The organism is Novosphingobium sp., assembly GCF_965228995.1.
Classification (GTDB): domain Bacteria; phylum Pseudomonadota; class Alphaproteobacteria; order Sphingomonadales; family Sphingomonadaceae; genus Novosphingobium.
On the sequence record NZ_OZ245852.1, the window covers coordinates 2,416,920 to 2,433,597 of the forward strand.

General features: G+C 66.4%; 14 protein-coding genes. 2 read left to right on the forward strand and 12 right to left on the reverse strand.

From position 1 onward, the window contains the following. Positions 1–60: 60 nt before the first annotated feature. The 3 genes from ACO056_RS11130 to ACO056_RS11140 all read right to left on the reverse strand — a co-directional run bounded on the left by ACO056_RS11130 (position 61) and on the right by ACO056_RS11140 (position 3,144). A complete protein-coding gene (locus ACO056_RS11130) occupies positions 61–1,017 on the reverse strand; it encodes a fumarylacetoacetate hydrolase family protein (RefSeq protein ID WP_421846684.1) in 957 nt (318 codons plus the stop codon). After that, positions 1,014–1,583, reverse strand: coding sequence for a cupin domain-containing protein (locus ACO056_RS11135; RefSeq protein ID WP_421846686.1), 570 nt, complete (start codon positions 1,581–1,583; stop codon positions 1,014–1,016). Before ACO056_RS11135 ends, ACO056_RS11130 begins: the two co-directional genes overlap by 4 nt. An 85-nt stretch (positions 1,584–1,668) precedes the next feature. Further along, on the reverse strand, positions 1,669–3,144 hold the full coding sequence (locus ACO056_RS11140) for an MFS transporter (RefSeq protein WP_421846688.1): 1,476 nt from the start codon (positions 3,142–3,144) through the stop codon (positions 1,669–1,671). Between the two features lie 150 nt (positions 3,145–3,294). Here ACO056_RS11140 and ACO056_RS11145 point away from each other — a divergent pair, with 150 nt between their 5' ends. Beyond that, a complete protein-coding gene (locus ACO056_RS11145) occupies positions 3,295–4,512 on the forward strand; it encodes an MFS transporter (protein ID WP_421846690.1) in 1,218 nt (405 codons plus the stop codon). 91 nt (positions 4,513–4,603) lie between these two features. Here the strand turns inward: ACO056_RS11145 and ACO056_RS11150 are convergent, their stop codons facing one another. From ACO056_RS11150 to ACO056_RS11180, 7 genes are all read right to left on the reverse strand, one after another. Next, positions 4,604–4,897, reverse strand: coding sequence for a DUF4279 domain-containing protein (locus tag ACO056_RS11150; RefSeq protein WP_421846692.1), 294 nt, complete (start codon positions 4,895–4,897; stop codon positions 4,604–4,606). 32 nt (positions 4,898–4,929) lie between these two features. Next, a protein-coding gene (locus ACO056_RS11155; protein ID WP_421846694.1) for an IS3 family transposase occupies positions 4,930–6,080 on the reverse strand; the annotation gives its coding sequence in 2 pieces (ribosomal slippage) (positions 4,930–5,828 and positions 5,828–6,080; 1,152 coding nt in all). A 464-nt stretch (positions 6,081–6,544) separates the two neighbouring features. Then, entirely contained in the window at positions 6,545–7,552 is a 1,008-nt protein-coding gene (locus ACO056_RS11160) for a Rieske 2Fe-2S domain-containing protein (protein ID WP_421846696.1), read from the reverse strand. Next, on the reverse strand, positions 7,549–9,228 hold the full coding sequence (locus ACO056_RS11165; RefSeq protein ID WP_421846698.1) for a GMC oxidoreductase: 1,680 nt from the start codon (positions 9,226–9,228) through the stop codon (positions 7,549–7,551). Before ACO056_RS11165 ends, ACO056_RS11160 begins: the two co-directional genes overlap by 4 nt. Before the next feature lie 11 nt (positions 9,229–9,239). Continuing rightward, positions 9,240–9,839: a gluconate 2-dehydrogenase subunit 3 family protein gene (locus ACO056_RS11170; protein ID WP_421846700.1), complete on the reverse strand. Its 600-nt coding sequence runs from the start codon at positions 9,837–9,839 to the stop codon at positions 9,240–9,242. Continuing rightward, positions 9,836–10,894, reverse strand: a complete 1,059-nt coding sequence (locus ACO056_RS11175; RefSeq protein WP_421846702.1) for a sugar phosphate isomerase/epimerase family protein — start codon at positions 10,892–10,894, stop codon at positions 9,836–9,838. Before ACO056_RS11175 ends, ACO056_RS11170 begins: the two co-directional genes overlap by 4 nt. Positions 10,895–10,905: 11 nt before the next feature. Further along, entirely contained in the window at positions 10,906–12,021 is a 1,116-nt protein-coding gene (locus tag ACO056_RS11180; RefSeq protein ID WP_421846704.1) for a Gfo/Idh/MocA family protein, read from the reverse strand. Between the two features lie 95 nt (positions 12,022–12,116). Between ACO056_RS11180 and ACO056_RS11185 the strand changes: the two genes are divergently transcribed. Beyond that, positions 12,117–13,751 carry a family 43 glycosylhydrolase gene (locus ACO056_RS11185; RefSeq protein WP_421846706.1) on the forward strand — a complete coding sequence of 545 codons (1,635 nt, stop codon included), beginning with the start codon at positions 12,117–12,119 and terminating at the stop codon, positions 13,749–13,751. Between the two features lie 156 nt (positions 13,752–13,907). Here the strand turns inward: ACO056_RS11185 and ACO056_RS11190 are convergent, their stop codons facing one another. Together ACO056_RS11190 and ACO056_RS11195 are read right to left on the reverse strand one after the other, a co-directional pair. After that, positions 13,908–16,286: a glycoside hydrolase family 3 C-terminal domain-containing protein gene (locus tag ACO056_RS11190; protein WP_421846708.1), complete on the reverse strand. Its 2,379-nt coding sequence runs from the start codon at positions 16,284–16,286 to the stop codon at positions 13,908–13,910. Position 16,287: 1 nt separating this feature from the next. Then, a complete protein-coding gene (locus tag ACO056_RS11195; protein ID WP_421846710.1) occupies positions 16,288–16,665 on the reverse strand; it encodes a C-glycoside deglycosidase beta subunit domain-containing protein in 378 nt (125 codons plus the stop codon). Positions 16,666–16,678: the final 13 nt, after the last annotated feature.

Consider the following 16,678-nt stretch of genomic DNA (forward strand, 5'->3'; position numbering starts at 1 on the left):
TCGCGGCCGCCTCGTCGTGGGAACGTTTCCCTGATCCTACACCGGGGCGGCCCGCAATTGCTAGGCCTTCACGACCTCCTGATCGATCATGCCGAAGGGAGCACGGCCCGTGCTGTCCACCGCTGTCATCCGCACGGTATCGCCGAAGGCCATGAACGGCGTTTGCGGCGCGCCATGGGCGATGATCTCGATCGCGCGGATTTCCGATATGCAGCTCGAACCGACTTCGGCGTAGTTGGCGTTCGAGACTGTGCCCGAGCCGATCACCGTTCCGGCGACAAGATCGCGGGTGAGCGCGGCATGGGCGATCAGTTCGTGGAAGCCGAAGGCCATCGCGGCGCCATTGGCTCGGCCGACTTCCTTGCCGTTCCAGTCGATGATGAGATCGAGGCCCACGCGCCCGTCCTGCCACGCAGCCGCGAGCTCGTCGGGCGTGACAGCGAAGGGGGCCATCGAGCAGGCCGGCTTGGCTTGAATCCAGCCGAAGCCGGTCTTCATTTCGATGGGGGCGATGGCACGCAGCGACCAATCGTTGATCTGGACGATCAGGCGGATGTGCTTCAGCGCTTCCTCGGCGCTGGTGCCCATGGGGACAGCATCGATCACCACGCCGAACTCGCCTTCGAAATCGATGCCGTGTTCCATCGCGGGGAAGGGCATGGGATCAGCAGGGCCGTAGAACCTGTCGGACAGCCCCTGGTACATCAGCGGCCGGTCCCCTTCGTGGGGATCATGCTTGAAGGCGATGGCCATGAGATCGCCGTGGGTGGTGAAGGCCGAGCCATCGAGCCACTGCCAGGTGCGCGGCAGGGGGGCGGCGAAATCGAGGTCGTCGGTCGGTTCGCCCTCACCGGCTGCAAGGCGGGCCTGTGCTGCTTCGAGCAGGGCCTGCGCGGCGGGCCAGTGCTCCATCGCGGAGAGCAGGTTTCCGCCAACCCGCAGCAAGCGCGCGCCGTCTGCCGAGACGAGCGCCAGCGCGCCGTCCGCCGAACCGTCACGGATCGTCGCGAGCCTCATGCCTTGAGCTCGGGCGCAAATTCGCCGTCGATCAGCACGAAGACGATGCGGCAGTTCTTGTCAGACCGGTTGGCCCAGCCGTGGTTGGTGCCGCGCTGGATGACGATATCGCCCGGATAGACGGTGGTTTCGCCCTCATCCATGATCAGCACGAGTTCGCCCTCGATGACGATGCCGTAGTCGATGGTCTCGGTGCGGTGCATCAGGGCGTGGCGCGCGCCTTCCTTGGCGGCGTTGGACGCGTGGCCAGCGCCGATCTCCGCGAAGTGCGCGGCGGCTTCCTCGGCCGACATGTTGCGGATGCCGTCGCCTTCGGGCGGGATATCGAGCACGCGGATGCGGGTGCCGTTCTTCGGCGGGGCGAGCACGATGCCGGCCTCGGCGGGTTCGCCCGAGGCAGCGTCGATGGGGGCGGGTGTGGCCTGCGTGTTCCAGACTTCGTGGAACATCGGGCCGATCGCGCCGCCGACTTGCTGGACGCGGGGAGGCGCGCCATCTTCCTGGATGATCGCGCGGCCGGCTGCATCGTGGCCGGTGACGATGCGGCGCACAGGTTTCAGTTCCATATAATCTCCCGCGATGGTTATCTATCGCTTTTGTGGATAGATTCCGTTTGATTTCAATTGATAATGCCGATCAAGTTGCGGCGGGTCAATCCGCTGTGGGCTTGTGCTCTGCAGCGAACAGGGTCGAAGGCAGGCGCGAGACGGCGAGCACTGCGATGGACAGCAGCGCAGCGACCATGACCGCGCCGGGGACAAGCCCGGCAAGGCGCGCCGCCGCGTCGCTTCCCCGAACCGCAAAGTACGCCGAACCGACCAGCGCGATGCCGAGCGCGCCGCCCAGTTGCTGCGCGGTGCGCATCGTCGCGCTGGCGGTACCGGCATGGGTGCGCGGGACTTCGGAGACGGCGATGGGGCCGAGCGGGCCGGATAGCGTGCCGAAGCCGATCCCGGCGAGCGCGAGCATCGTGATCAGCAGCGGGCCGCCGTCGATCCGGGCATGGATCAGCGCGAGGGTGCCCAGGATGCCGGTGGCCATCAGCACGCCGCCCGTCATCGGCAGTACCCGTCCGAGCCGGGGGAGCAGACGCGGGACGATGAGAGCGACGGCGACCATCACGCCGAGGCCGAAGGGAATGTGGATCAGCGCCGTCTTGAGCGGCGTGAGCGCGAGGCCCTGCTGCAGCGCGACCGCGAAGATCATCAGGAAACCGACCGAGCCGCTGTTGAACGCCATCGCCGCGAGCACGCCCCAGCGGAATGTCGGCAGCGCGAAGAGGCTTGGCTCCACCATGGCGGGGAGACCAGCGGCGCGGCGCAGGACTGAGCGCCGCCAGCCAAGACCGACAGCGCCGATGCCGCCCGCGAGGATCGACCCGGCGGTGAGCGCCGCCATGTCCTCATGCGCCTGAATCAGCGCGAGCAGGATCATCCCGAAGCCGCCTGCAAACAGGGCGGCACCGGCCAGATCGATGGCGAGGCCCTTGTGCTCCTCGCCGGTGCGGGGGAGCGTGATGCGGCCCATGGCGAGCGCGAACAGGCCGACCGGCAGGTTGATCAGGAAGATCAGCCGCCAGCCGAGGCCGAACAGGTTGAGCTGGATCAGCATGCCGCCGATGATCGGTCCGATGATCGCGGCGAGGCCGATGATCATGCCGAAGAAGGCAAGGCGCTTCACCCGTTCGAGCGGCGTGTAGAGCAACTGGACGATGGCCATGGTCTGCGGGCCCATCATCGCGCCGGCCGCGCCCTGCAGCACGCGGGCAAGGACGAGCATGCCCGGGCTGGACGAAAAGCCGCAGAGCGCCGAGGCGGCGACGAAGCCCGCAACGCCACCGAGAAACAGGCGGCGATGGCCGAACGTGTCACCCAGCCGCCCGCCAAGCAGGAGCAGCGAGCCCAGCGTGAGCAGATATCCCGCGACGATCCACTGCATCGCCGCCGGAGAGGCGCCGAGGCCATCGCGGATCGCGGGCAGCGCGGTGTTGACGATGGTCGTGTCCGCCACTTCGAGCACGACTGCGGTAAGCACGGTGAAGAAGGCGAGCGCGCGCTGGCGGTCGTCGAGTTCGTGCGGCAGCTTGGTGCCGGTGGCCGCAGCCGGTGCTGCCCGATGCGCTGTCATTGCTGCTTTCGATTTCCCGTCCGTCTTGCCGGTCAAATTAAAATCTTGCTTCTATTATGCGCGTACCTCGCTTATGGTCAAGCACAGGACGCGGGGTATTGTGGGGATGACAACCCGCCTGCGGCACGAAAATTGTTTTGGGAGAATATCTTGGCAACCACACCGACGGCCGCGCGCGTGGCTGGCATGCCGCAGGGGCTGACCGTGATCATTGCGGGCTTCCTGCCGATTCTGGCCATCGTCACGATGTTTCCGGCGATCCCGGCGATCATCGGCCATTTCGCGCCCACCGATCCGACCGCGCCGACCAAGGTGCCTTCGATGGTGACCGCGCCGGGGCTGACGATTGCGCTGGTCGCGCTGTTTGCCGGGCTGATGGTCGACCGGTTCGGGCGACGCAAGCTGCTGCTGGTTTCCACTTTCTTCTATGGCCTGATCGGGGCGGCGCCGTTCTTTCTTGAAAACCTCGATACGATCTATGCCTCGCGCTTGCTGCTGGGGCTGTGCGAGGCGGTGATCCTCACCACCGTCAACACGCTGATCGCCGATTATTGGCCCGACGACGGCCGCCGCAAGTGGCTGGCGCTGCAGGGGCTGGTGGGGCCGGCGCTGTCTTCGGTGATGATCTTCTTTGCGGGTACGATGACGGCGTGGCGCTGGAACGGGATCTTCCTGCTCTACCTGCTCGCGGTGCCGATCTGGGCGGCGATGGTGCGCTGGATGTTCGAGCCTTCGAGCGATGCGACCGTCCGCATGATGCTGGGGATGGACGAGAAGGATGGCGAGGGCTTCCCATGGCGCGCGATGCTGGGGATCGCGGGGCTGACGCTGTTTTCCTCGGCGATCTACTATGTGTTCATCGTCAATGGCGCGACCGTCTGGCAGGAGCTGGGCGTGACCGATCCGCAGAGCATCGGCCAGATCACCGCGCTGCCGACGCTGTTCATTCTGGCGGGCGCGAGCCTGTTCTGGTGGCTGGGCGCGCGCGGGGTCGGCTCGCCGGTGCTGATCGCGATCTTCCTCAGTTTCCTCGGTGCAGGCCTCGCGGTGATGGGTCTGGCGCACGACTGGAAGGGCATGATCCTCGGCATGGCGCTGCAGCAGACGGGCGCGGGCATGGCGATCCCGACGCTGATCGCCTGGGCGCAAAGCCAGCTGCCGTTCCAGCATCGGGGGCGCGGCATGGGCATCTGGACCGCGACGTTCTTCTTCGGCCAGTTCTCCTCGCCGCTGCTGGTTTCCGTGTTGCGCGGCGCGCTGGGCACGATGCAGGGGGCGTTTCTGGTGGCGGGGATCATCAGTGCGGTGGGGGCTGTGCTGCTGCTGCTCGTGTTGTCTGGCGCGGGGCGGAAGGGCAAAGCGGCATAGGCTGGGTGGACATCCAGCCTGATAGCGACGGCAGCTTATGGCCTGCGGGGATCAAAAGCTGCCGTTCCGGATACGACAACATTGCGGACGCTCAATCCGATGACGGTCCATAAATATCAAACTCAAGAGTAATGCGCCTTTGAGCCATCGCCTCAAGCGTATCGCGTTCCAATGATCCACCCTCATTGGTTTCATTCATGAAGAAACCGCAGAATATGTCTGCCCGAAACCGTTGGGTTAGAATCTGCCAGACCCCCAGATCACTCGATACCATTGAGAACAGCTCTTTTATTTGAGCGTCAAGATTGCCCGGCTCCCGGTCAGCCACTTGCAATCGCCAGAATCCCGTCCTTGCAGGTATCTTGCGTGGCGAGGTTGCTTCCATTTCCCCTGACGTGCTCCCCTGATTGTTACCAGTCAGAGGTAGAGTCTCGCTCCTTCATGATGGGTGTTTGAGGGGATGGCAACGTGTCTGGGGGCATGCCCCCAGACACGTTGGCCGGCGATCTCGGCGGGGGTCTTCCCGCCCAGTTTGGAGTGTGGCCTGACCGTATTGTAATCGTGCCGCCAGGCAGCGAGCACGAACCGGGCATGAGCTAGCGAGGTAAACAGCGTCTCGTTGAGACATTCGTCGCGCAGGCGCCCGTTGAAGCTCTCGACGAAGCCGTTCTGCATCGGCTTGCCCGGCGCGATGTAGTGCCACTCGACCCGGCGCTCCTGCGACCAGCGTAGGATGGCCGACGAGGTCAGCTCGGTGCCATTGTCGCTGACCACCGTATGCTGCTTCCCCCGGATGCCCATCAGGCCGGTCAGTTCCCGGGCCACCCGTGCACCCGACAGTGATGTATCGGCCACCAGCGCCAGGCACTCGCGTGTGTAGTCATCGACCACGCACAGGATGCGGAAGCGCCGACCGCAGATCAGGCTGTCAGAGACGAAGTCGAGCGACCAGCGCTGGTTCGGGCCATCGGGCAACACCATTGGCCTGCGTGTGCCCAGAGCGCGCTTGCGCCCGCCACGACGGCGCACGCGCAGCCCTTCCTCCCGGTAGATGCGCAGCAGCTTCTTGTGATTGGGTGCGATGCCCTCCCGCGCCAGCAGATAGCCCAGGCGGCGATAGCCGAACCGGCGACGCTCCGCCGCCAGCTCGCGCAACCGTTGCCGCAGCGTGCCGTCATCCGGCCGTGTCGGCTCGTAACGGATCACCCTGCGGCTCACGCCAACCAATGCACACGCCCGACGCTCGCTCACCCCGTGATGCTCCCGGGCATGGGCGACGGCTTCCCGCTTGGCGCCGGGCGTTACCATTTTTTTGATGCCAGATCCTTCAACACGGCATTGTCGAGCATCGCCTCGGCCAAGAGCTTCTTCAGCCGGGAGTTCTCCTCCTCGAGCGTTCGCAACCGCCGGGCCTCGGACACCTCCAGCCCGCCGAACTTCGACTTCCACTTGTAGAACGTCGCCGAGCTGATCCCGTGGCGGCGGCAAACCTCCGCCGTCGGCAATCCGCCCTCCTGCTCCTTCAAGATCGCTATGATCTGCTCTTCGTTGAACCTGCTTCGCTTCATATCGTCCGACTCCTTGCGCCAGACTCTACCAAAAAGCGGTCACATTTCAGGGGAGCACGTCACCCCCTTGCGCGCATATCTTGTCGGTTCAGCACCTAGAGCCAAGGAAATCTCTTCAGGATCAAGGTTGTCGCCGAAAATCCTAAGTGACGCGCTCGTTGTTCCTACATGTGCCATGTTTATCGACCTATCTAAAATAGCGTCCGCTTTCCGCGACATTCCGGCCATAACGGAGCCAATGTGTTGGCTCTGAAAGCCGCCGTTGGTTCAGGACGCGCAGGCATCTAGCGCGACGAGCGATTCATGCGAACCACATCCGCACCCAAACCCGTCTATCCTGAGCTTGTCGAAGGACTGCTTTTCTTTGGAGCATGCGCGTCGGCCGCAAAAAGAAGTGCAGTGCTTCGACAAGCTCAGCATGGACGGGGGATTGGGGAGATGCATCAGGTTTCATGCAGCATGCGCTAGAGCGCCGCTTCCTCCGCCTTGCGCAGCTGCATCAGTGCGCGGCGGGCGCGGATGGCGCCGGCGTCGGTTTTGAGGATCGCGGGGCGGGCGTCCCAGAAATCCTGGGCGCCGAGCGCGCGCTGGGCGGCCTCGATCATCGGTTCGTCTTCCTCGACGAAGACGCGGCGGGCCATTTCGGCGGCCTCAGCGTTGTCCTCGTGATCGTAGAAATAGTGTGAGGACGTCTCGGTCTCGGGCGTGATGATGTGCGGGTTTATCATCGGCGGGACGATGAGATCGGCGCGCTGGGTTCCGGCCTTGGCGAGGCCGACGGTGAGCGCCATGGCGGCGGGCGCGTGCCAGCGCATGTGGAGCCACTGGTCGATCTTCTGGCCCGGCTCCAGCATGGGCTTCGACCATTCGGGCGCTTCGGCCGCGGTCATGTCCCAGTTGTTCCAGATGGCGCCGTCCTCGTCCTGGCGGACGGTCTGCGCGCCGTGGAAGATCGAGCCGTTGACGCCGAAGGTCTCGATATGGAGGAACTCGGCGTGGGTGAGGTCCATCAGGTTGTCGGTGATGAGCTCGTAATTGCCCTCGATCCGCAGACAGCCGCGATGCATCCCGCGATCCGCTTCAAGGAAGCTGAAATCGGGGATCCGGGCTGGGTCCGCGAGCGCGGGATCGCCGGGCCAGAACCACAGGCCGCGGTGCTTCTCCACAATCGGCATGGCGGGCGCGCTGACATGCGCGGGCGGATCGCCGGGGAAGGGCGAGTGGACGCAGGTGCCCGCGCCGTCGAAACCGAGGCCGTGATAGCGGCACTGGACGGTGTCGCCCACCCGCTTGCCCATCGAGAGCGGCACAAAGCGGTGCGGGCAGCGGTCGGCGATCATCGCATAGCTGCCATCGGCCTTGCGCCAGATCAGCCACGGCTTGCCGAGCAGGGTGCGCGAGAACAGGGCGTCTCCGGCGATCTCGTCGGCCCAGGCGGCCATGTACCAGACGTTGTTCACATAAGCGGTCATAGCGCACTCGATTTGAGCAGGGAGACGGCATGGGCGGCGGCTCGGGCCGTCAGCGCCATGTAGGTGAGCGAAGGGTTCTGGCAGGCGGACGAAGCCATCTGCGCGCCGTCCGTGACGAACAGGTTGGCCACGTCATGCGACTGGCTCCACTTGTTGAGCACGGAAGTCGCGGGATCATTGCCCATGCGCGCGCCGCCCATCTCGTGGATCGCGGTTCCGCCGGGGCCGGGATGATCGAAGCCCATGATCACGTGGCCGCCCGCCTTGGTCAGCATTTCGGTCGCATCGGCCTTGGCCTGCGCGAGCGCGGCGTTTTCCTCTGCACCGAAGGCGAAATCGATGTGCAGCTGCGGGATCCCGTTCGCATCGACCTTGGTGCGGTCGAGCGTGAGGCGGTTGCTGGCGCGCGGGACGCAATCGGCGAAGGCGACGAGGACCATGCGCCACGGGCCGGGCCTGCGCAGCTTGTCCTTGAGGTCTATGCCGATACCCGCATCGCGCTTGCCGGCGGTCCATGTCGATTGGAGCGCGCCGCCCTGGAACGAGTAGCCGCGGGTGTGGCCGGTGCCGTCCATCGTTTCCATGTTGCGATAGCGCGGGATGACGATGCCGGTCGGGCGGTTGCCGAAGCTGGTCCACTGCTCGAAGCCGGGCATGATGGCGGCGGCGGAAAGCGTATTGGCGTGGTCCATGATGTGGGTGCCGAGAACGCCGCTGCTGTTCGCAAGGCCGTTCGGCATGGCCTCGCTGGCGGAGTTCAGCAGCAGGTGGACCGAATTGAATGCGCCTGCATTGAGGAACACCATGCGCGCGCCGGCCTGATGTCGGGCCTTGGTCTTGCTGTCGATCCAGCGCACCCCGGTGACGCGGCGGGTATTGGGATCGTAGTCGACGTGCTCGACCGCCGCGTCGGTGATCAGGGTGAGGTTGCCGGTGGCTTGCGCGGCGGGCAGCGTGCTCGATTGGGTGGAGAAATAGGCGCCATAGGAACATCCACGCGCGCAGATCGAGCGACTTTGGCACAGGCCGCGCCCGTCCTTTTCTGCCGTCAGGTTGGCGGTGCGGCCGATGGTGAGGCGGCGTTCGGGCCATGTCGCCATGATCCGCTCGCGCGCGGCTTGCTCGACCACGTTGAGCGCGAAGGGGGGCTGGAACCGGCCATCGGGCAGCTGCGGCAAGCCTTCCGCCGCGCCCGCAACGCCGATGTAGTCCTCGACCTTGTCGTACCACGGCGCGAGATCGGCGTAGCGGATCGGCCAATCGGTGCCGTGGCCGTCGCGCTTGTTGGCGCCGAAATCGTAGTCCGACCAGCGGTAGCACTGGCGGCCCCAGGTGAGCGAACGCCCGCCGAGCTGGTAGCTGCGGAACCACGTGAAGGCGGTATCCGCACCGGTCTGATACGGGTTTTCGGCATCGTTCACGAAGTGGCCTTGCGTGAACTCGGTGAAGTGGCGGTTGAGGCTCTGCACCGCATACTCGCGGGCGTAGAGATCGGCATCGCCTTCACCGCGGAAGGGCATGTCCCACGGGGCCTTGAGTTCGGTGTCGTAATCGACCTGATGTTCGATCTTGCGGCCCCGTTCGAGCAGCAGCACCTTGAGGCCGGCCTCGGTGAGTTCCTTGGCCGCCCAGCCGCCGGTAATCCCGGAGCCGACGACGATGGCGTCAAATGTCATGTTCTCATCCATCAGCCGAAATCCACTGCCGTCCAGTCGCTGGAATAGGCGCGCGTTGTGGGCGTGACGGGCACCTTGGGATCGAACCGGCCGGGGACCAGTTCGTAGTTGAGTTCCTTCGATCCGCCGATCTCGCTGGTGTAATAGCCGGTGAGGATCAGGCCCTTGATCGCGCGCCATGGGGCGGCGGCCGGATCATTGGCAAAGGCGGCGGTATCGAGCGCGGCGAGCGCATCGTGGCGGCGGGCCGGGGGCAGTTTGAGCCACTTGGGGCCGAGCTTGCCTTCCAGCCATGCGGCATGATCGAGGCTGCCATCGGCGCGCAGGAAGGGGGCGAAGGCGGGATTGGCGGCAGGCGGGCGGCGCGTGCCTTCAAGGCCGTGAGCCAGCGCGACGAGGACGAAATCGCCCGCACCGACGGCGCCCGCGCCGGGGGTGTCGGTGGCCGGGATCACGTGATCGGCAACCGTGCGCATGAGCTTGCGGCGCAGGGGCGAAGGCGCGTCCTTCGGATCGAGCCGCGCCAGCACTTGCGCGCCGCCCGGCACGGCGCCTTGCAGCGCGACCAGCGCGGCGGCGCCGAGGAAGCTGCGTCTGCTCCAGCCGGTCATTCGCCGATCCCCATAAGGCGCCGGTTGAGCGCGGGGTCGGCACCGGCGGCAGCAAAATCATCAAAGGCATGGTCGGTGACCTTGATGATGTGCCGGTCGATGAAGGGTGCGCCCTCTGCTGCGCCGACTTCGGGGTGCTTGAGCGCGCATTCCCATTCGAGCACGGCCCAGCCTTCGAAATCATTGGCCGCCATCTTGCTGAAAATGCAGCCGAAATCGACTTGCCCGTCACCCAGCGAGCGGAAGCGGCCCGGGCGGTCCACCCAGCCCTGATAGCCGCCGTAGACGCCCGAGCGGCCATTGGGGCGGAACTCGGCGTCCTTGACGTGGAAGCACTTGATCCGCTCATGGTAGATATCGATGAACTGGAGATAATCGAGGCACTGCAGCACGAAGTGGCTGGGATCGTAGAGGATGTTGGCGCGCGGATGATTGCCGACGGCTTCGAGGAAGCGCTCGAACGTGACACCGTCGTGGAGGTCCTCGCCGGGGTGGATTTCGTAGGCGGCATCGACGCCGTTGTCCTCGAACATATCGAGGATCGGCTTCCAGCGGCGGGCGAGTTCGGCGAAGGCATCTTCGACGAGACCCGCCGGACGCGCGGGCCAGGGGTAGAAATAGGGCCATGCCAGCGCGCCGGAGAACGTGGCGTGGGCCGTGAGGCCGAGGCGGCGACTGGCGGCGGCGGCATTCTTGACCTGGGCCACCGCCCATTCCTGCCGCGCCGCGGGATTGCCGTGCACTTCGGGCGGAGCGAAGCCATCGAACTGCGCGTCGAACGCGGGGTGGACGGCGACGAGCTGGCCTTGCAGGTGCGTTGAAAGCTCGGTGATGGCGAGGCCCTTGTCCGCCAGCATGCCGGTGATCTCGTCGCAATAAGTCTGGCTTTGCGCAGCCTTGGTCAGATCGAACAGGCGCGCGTCCCAGCTGGGGATCTGGATCCCCTTGTAACCAAGGCTGGCGGCCCAGTCAGCGATGGCCTCAAGGCTGTTGAAGGGCGCGGCATCGCCTGCGAACTGGGCGAGGAAGATGCCGGGGCCTTTGATGGTCTTCATGGGGCGGTTCCTCAGACGGAGAGCGGGGTCCAGCCCGCGCAGGTAGCGCTGGCGCGGACGGCGGTGTCGATAAAGGCCATCGAGCGCAGGCCCTCGGCGGCGCCGGGCAAAAGCGGAGCATCGCCGCCGCGCAGGACTTCGGCAAAGTCGCGGTAAAGATTGGCGAAAGCTTCGAGATAGCCCTCGGGATGGCCGCCGGGCGTGCGGGTGCGGCGCGCAGCGTCTGGCCCGAGCAGGCCGGTGCCCGCGCGGATCAGCTCGCAGCGGCCATCGAGGTGGTGGAGCGTCAGCACATTCGGCTCCTCCTGCTTCCACACGAGGCCGCCTTTTTCACCGTAGACGCGGATGCGCAGGCCGTTGAGTTCGCCGACTTCGATCTGGCTCGCGAGCAGCACGCCGCGCGCGCCGTTTTCGAAGCGGAGAAGGACGCTGCAATCATCATCGAGCTGGCGCCCGGGAACGACCGAGCCGAGATCGGCAAGCAGTTCGGTGACGCGCAGGCCGGTGACAAACTCGGCAAGCTGGAAGGCATGGACGCCGATATCGCCGATGCAGCCGCCTGCACCGGCCCGCGCGGGATCGACGCGCCATTCGGCCTGCTTGCCGCTCGCGGGGCCAGCGAGCCAGCCTTGCGGGTATTCGGCGACCACCTTGCGGACGGGCCCAAGCGCTCCGGCAGCGATGCGGGCGCGGGCTTCGCGCACCAGCGGATAGCCGGAATAGGTGTAAGTGAGGGCGAAGGGGAGGCCTGCGGCGTCGACCAGCGTGGCCAGCTCGCGCGCTTCGGCGAGGGTTGCGGTCATCGGCTTGTCGCTGATCACGGGGAAACCCGCGGCGAGCGCGGCGCGAGCCGAAGGGAGGTGATCGTGGTTGGGCGTGACCACTGCAACGAACTGCGCGCCATCGGGCCGCGCCCGTTCGGCGACGAGCATTTCGGCGAGGCTGCCATAAGCGCGGGCGGGATCGAGGCCATAGGCAAGGCCGCCCGCGCGGCTGCGTGCGGGATCGGCCGAGAAGACCCCGGCGACGAGTTCGATCTCGCGGTCCAGTTCCGCCGCGATCCGGTGCACGGGGCCGATGAAGGCACCCGGGCCGCCGCCGATCATGGCCATGCGCAACCGACTCAAGCTTGTCTCTCCCCGTCTATTTGTAATTAGCGTTCTAATTTGTTAGAGGCCGGGTTTCAAGCGTTTGATAGGGCGCGAAAAGGGAGAAATTGTCGATGGGCGGTTTCGATGTGGATCGGCGTTCGCTGCTCGCGCTGGGCGGACTGACGCTTTCGGGAGCGGCCTTGCCGGTGGTCGCCGAGGCGGCGGTTGCGGCGCGCACCGACAAATCCGCGCCGCAGTGGGGACGCGGGATCGAAGGGCAGCGCAAGGCGGACCTTGGCAACGGCACGTACCGCAATCCGGTGCTGGCGGGTGACTATCCCGATCCTTCGGTGCTGAAGGACGGTGACGATTACTACCTCACCCATTCGAGCTTCGATGCGGCGCCGGGCCTGCTGATCTGGCATTCGCGCGATCTGGTGAACTGGGTCCCGGTTGGCCCGGCGCTGGCGCATCCGGCGGCGATCGGCTTTGCGGTCGATCTGGTGAAGCACGGCGGGCGCTATTTCATCTACATCCCTTTCATCCCCGCGCCTTGGTCGGACAAAGTCAAGGATGCGCCGCATATCTGGGTGATCCATGCGGACTCCATCGCGGGCCCGTGGAGCGAGCCAATCGATCTGGGCATCCGGGGCCTGATCGATCCGGGCCATATCGTGGGTGAGGATGGCAGGCGCTACCTGTTCCTTTCGGGCGGGATGCAGGTGCCGTTGGCGGATGACGGCCTATCAGCGGCGGGGCCGGCGGTTCATGCCTTTGATGGCTGGAAATACCCGGACGACTGGGTGACCGAGGCTTATTCGCTCGAAGGGCCCAAGCTCGTGCGGCGGGGCGCGTGGTTCTACCTCGTCACTGCGGTCGGCGGCACAAGCGGGCCGCCGACGGGTCATATGGTGACGGCGGCTCGTTCGCGGTCGGTCCATGGGCCGTGGGAGCATTGTCCGCACAATCCGATCATCCGCACGAAGGATGCCAGCGAGGCCTGGTGGTCGCGCGGGCATGCGACGGCGGTCGAGGGGCCGGGCGGGCAGTGGTACTTCGTCTACCACGGATACGAGAACGGCTACCGCACTTTGGGGCGGCAGACTTTGCTTGAACCCTTTGCGTGGACGGCAGATGGCTGGCCGCGCGCGCTGGGCGGCGATCTTTCGTGCGCGCTGCCGATGCCGGGGGGCAGGTCTGGCGGGCCGCACGGAATGGCGCGCTCCGATGCGTTTGCATCATCCTCGCTGGGCACGCGCTGGACGGCTTATGGCGCATCGCCCGAGGAGGCGGCGCGGATCGCCATGGGCGGCGGCAAGCTGGTGCTGCCGGGCAAGGGCAGCGGGCCGGGCGATGGCAGCGTGTTGACGCAGATGGTCGGCGACCGGGCCTATGAGATCAGCGTGACGGTGGAGCTGGAAGGTGAAGGCGAGGCGGGGCTTCTGCTGTTCTACAACCGGCGGCTGTTCCTCGGCATGGGGATCACCGGCTCTGGCATGACGAGCTATCGCGGCGGGATGCCGATGTACTGGCGCGAGCCGGCGCCAGCGGGGCGCCTGCTGCACCTGAGGATCGTCAACGAGCGGCAGATCGTGACGTTCTTCTACAGCCTCGATGGCACAAACTGGACGCGCCATGCGGTGCGATCGGAAGTCTCGGGCTACAACGCCAATACGATGGACGACCTCGCCAGCCTGCGGCCCGCGCTCTACGCGGCGGGCAATGGACAGGGGGTGTTCCGCGATTTCCGCTACAGGGCGCTTTAGAACTGCTGCTGCTCCCTTACCCCGGCCATCCTGAGCTTGTCGAAGGGCTGTTGTTTGCCTTGAGCGGCGCGTGAGGGGCGCAACAAGAAGGACAGTGCTTCGACAAGCTCAGCATGGGCGGGGGTTGGCGAGCGGGCTGTTTCGGGTTTTGCGGTTTCAGGGGCCGGTATCGGGGAGGGCTGCGGCGTCCACTTCCAGCGCGTGGCCGGTATCTTCGGCATGGCGGGCGATGCGCACGGCGTGAGGGGCGGGGAGCAGTTCCCAGCCGCTTTCGCCCCAGACCATGAAGCGGCGGCGGGGCAGGGTGACCTGTACGCGCTGCGCTTCGCCGGGTGCGAGGTGGACTTTGGCCAAGCCGATCAGGGTCGTCTCGGGGCTGTCGCGGTAGACCTGCACGACCTCTGCGCCGGGGCGGTCTGACAGATTGGTCACGGTTACGGCAACGCCGCCGGGGGTGGCCTCGGCTGCGGTCCATGCGAAGCGGGCGTAGCCTTGCCCCGCGCCCAGCGTGTGGCGCGCGGAGGCGATCCCGCGATAGCCGATGCGGGTGCGGTCGCTGTAGGGCAGCGAGCCGTCGGCGTCTGGCTGGAGCGTGAAGGCGGGGTAATCGGCCTCGGCACGTGCGATGGTGACGGGCATGCGGCCGCCGGGCTCGCTGTCACCGGCAAGGACGCCTGCCAGCGCGGCGGCGAAGCCTTCGCCGGGGTACCAGGTGGCGAGGTGCGCGGCGGCCTTGTCTTCCCACAAAGCGTCGTAGGCGTGGCCGACATTGGTGATGACGGCGACACGGGGATTGGCAGCGGTGACGCGGGCGATGAGCTCGAGCTGGCCCGCGGCGAGGTGGGTGTCCGCCCGGTCCTTGCTTTCGACCGAGCTGTCCGAGGTTTCGCCGACGATGAGGACGACCGCATCGGCTGCGCGCGCGGCGGCAACTGCGGCGGCGAGCAGTTCCTCGCCGCTGCCGGGGGCGCGGATGCCGTACCAAAGGCCGTGGACGCGCGCGCCGGTGAAGGTGAATTCGGCCACGACATCGACCGTCTGGCCTGCGGCGAGATCGACCGGGGCGCTCTCGCTGTCCCCGGCCTTGAGCACGCCCATCGTATCGCCCGGGGGGCATTCGGTGGTGGTGAGGACTGCGCGGCCATCGACCAGCATGCGCGACACGCCGGTGGCACCGAGGTGGAAGCGGTGGATGCCAGCCTTTTCGGCGGTAAAGCGGCCCGAGGCGCGGATCGAGCCGCCCACGGCGAACGGGGCCTGATCGTGCATTCCGGCGAACCAGACGAGCGAATTGGTATCGCGCGTTTCGCGGGTGAGCGGCTGGCCGCTGCAATCGGGGCTGGCGAAATATTCTAGCGTCATGCCGCGCGCGCAGCCATCGCCGCTGTCGTGCGCGGGGGTGACCGGCATGAGCGGCAGGCGCGGCGCGGGATCGACGCCGGGTTCGAACAGCACCTTGCAGTGCGGTGCAAAGCGGGCGCGGATGGCGTCGATGGGGGAGGCGAGGTCCGGGCGGACCGAGATCTTGGCAAACGTGCCGCCCTGGAAGCAGGGGGCGGCGGCATTGGGGCCGATCACCGCAAGCGTGCCGATGCGGGCCGGATCGAGCGGGAGGAGCGCGCCCTCGTTCTTGAGGAGGACCATGCCGGCTGCGGCAGCTTCTTCGAGCAGCGCGGTGATGGCGGTTTCGGCCAGCGGCTGAGTCTTGGTGCCGGTGACGCGGAGGGCGGCGTTTGCGACGCGCATGGCGGCGTCCTGCACGCGGGCCTCCGCCAGAGCGCCTTCGGCAACGGCAGCGGCGGCCTTGGTGCCAAGGAAGCGGGCGGGGCCGGGCATTTCGAGATCGAGCCCGGCGGCCAGCGTCGGCGCGGTGCTGTGGGTTCCGAACCAGTCGGACATGATCACGCCCGGATAGCCCCACTCGCCCTTCACGACCTGGGTGAGCACGTGGTGCTGTTCGGCGCAATAGTGCCCGTTGACGCGGTTGTAGGCGGCCAGCATCCCGGCGCAGCCCGCACTGGCGGCAAATTCGAATGGCAGGAGATAGACCTCGCGCAAGGTGCGCTCGTCCACTTGCACATTCATCGTATCGCGCGCGGTTTCGCTGTCGTTGCAGACGAGGTGCTTGGCGCACGAGCCGGTGCCGGTGGACTGCAGGCCGCCGATCCACGCCGCACCGAGCACGCCGGCGAGCAGGGGATCTTCGGAAAAATACTCGAACGCGCGGCCAGCAAGCGGGCTGCGCGCGAGGTTGATGTTGGGGGCGAGCACTATGTCGATGCCGCGCCCGACCGCTTCCTGCCCGACCAGCGTGCCAACGCGCCGCGCCAGATCGACGTCCCAGCTCGCCCCGAGCGCCGTGGCGCAGGGGGAGAGCCGGGCAATGTCGCGCTCGTCGACCTTGCCGCTGGCGATGCCCATCGGCCCGTCGCTCATGGTGAACGACGGGATACCGGCGTCTGGCACGGCGGGCGTGGCCCACATCGCGGCGCCCGCCGTGAGCAGGGCGGCCTGATCGAGCGTCAACCGGGTCATGTCAGGCTGCGAGCGCCAGGACCTTGGTGTCCTTGGTGGTGGGAACGAAAGGCAGGTACGACACGCGCATGCGTACGGCGAACTCGATCTTGTGATCACCGGCGGTCAGGCCGCCCGCTTTCAGCGCGATGATCTTGGCCTTTTCGCCGAAGTTCCAGCGGTCGTCGTAGACCGTTTCCATCTGGTCCAGCGTGTAGGTCTTGCCGCGCACGTGGAAACGGACGTCAGCGCGGGGGACAGGCTCGCCATCGACGGTGATCTGGATATCCTCGATCATCGAGAGGCCAAGGCCGCGGTAATAGGGAAGGCGGCCGTAGAAGGCGAAGCCCTTGTCGGAGCTCTCAAGGCTGCCCTCGACGATCATCTTGTTGTCCATCATTGGAACAGTTCCT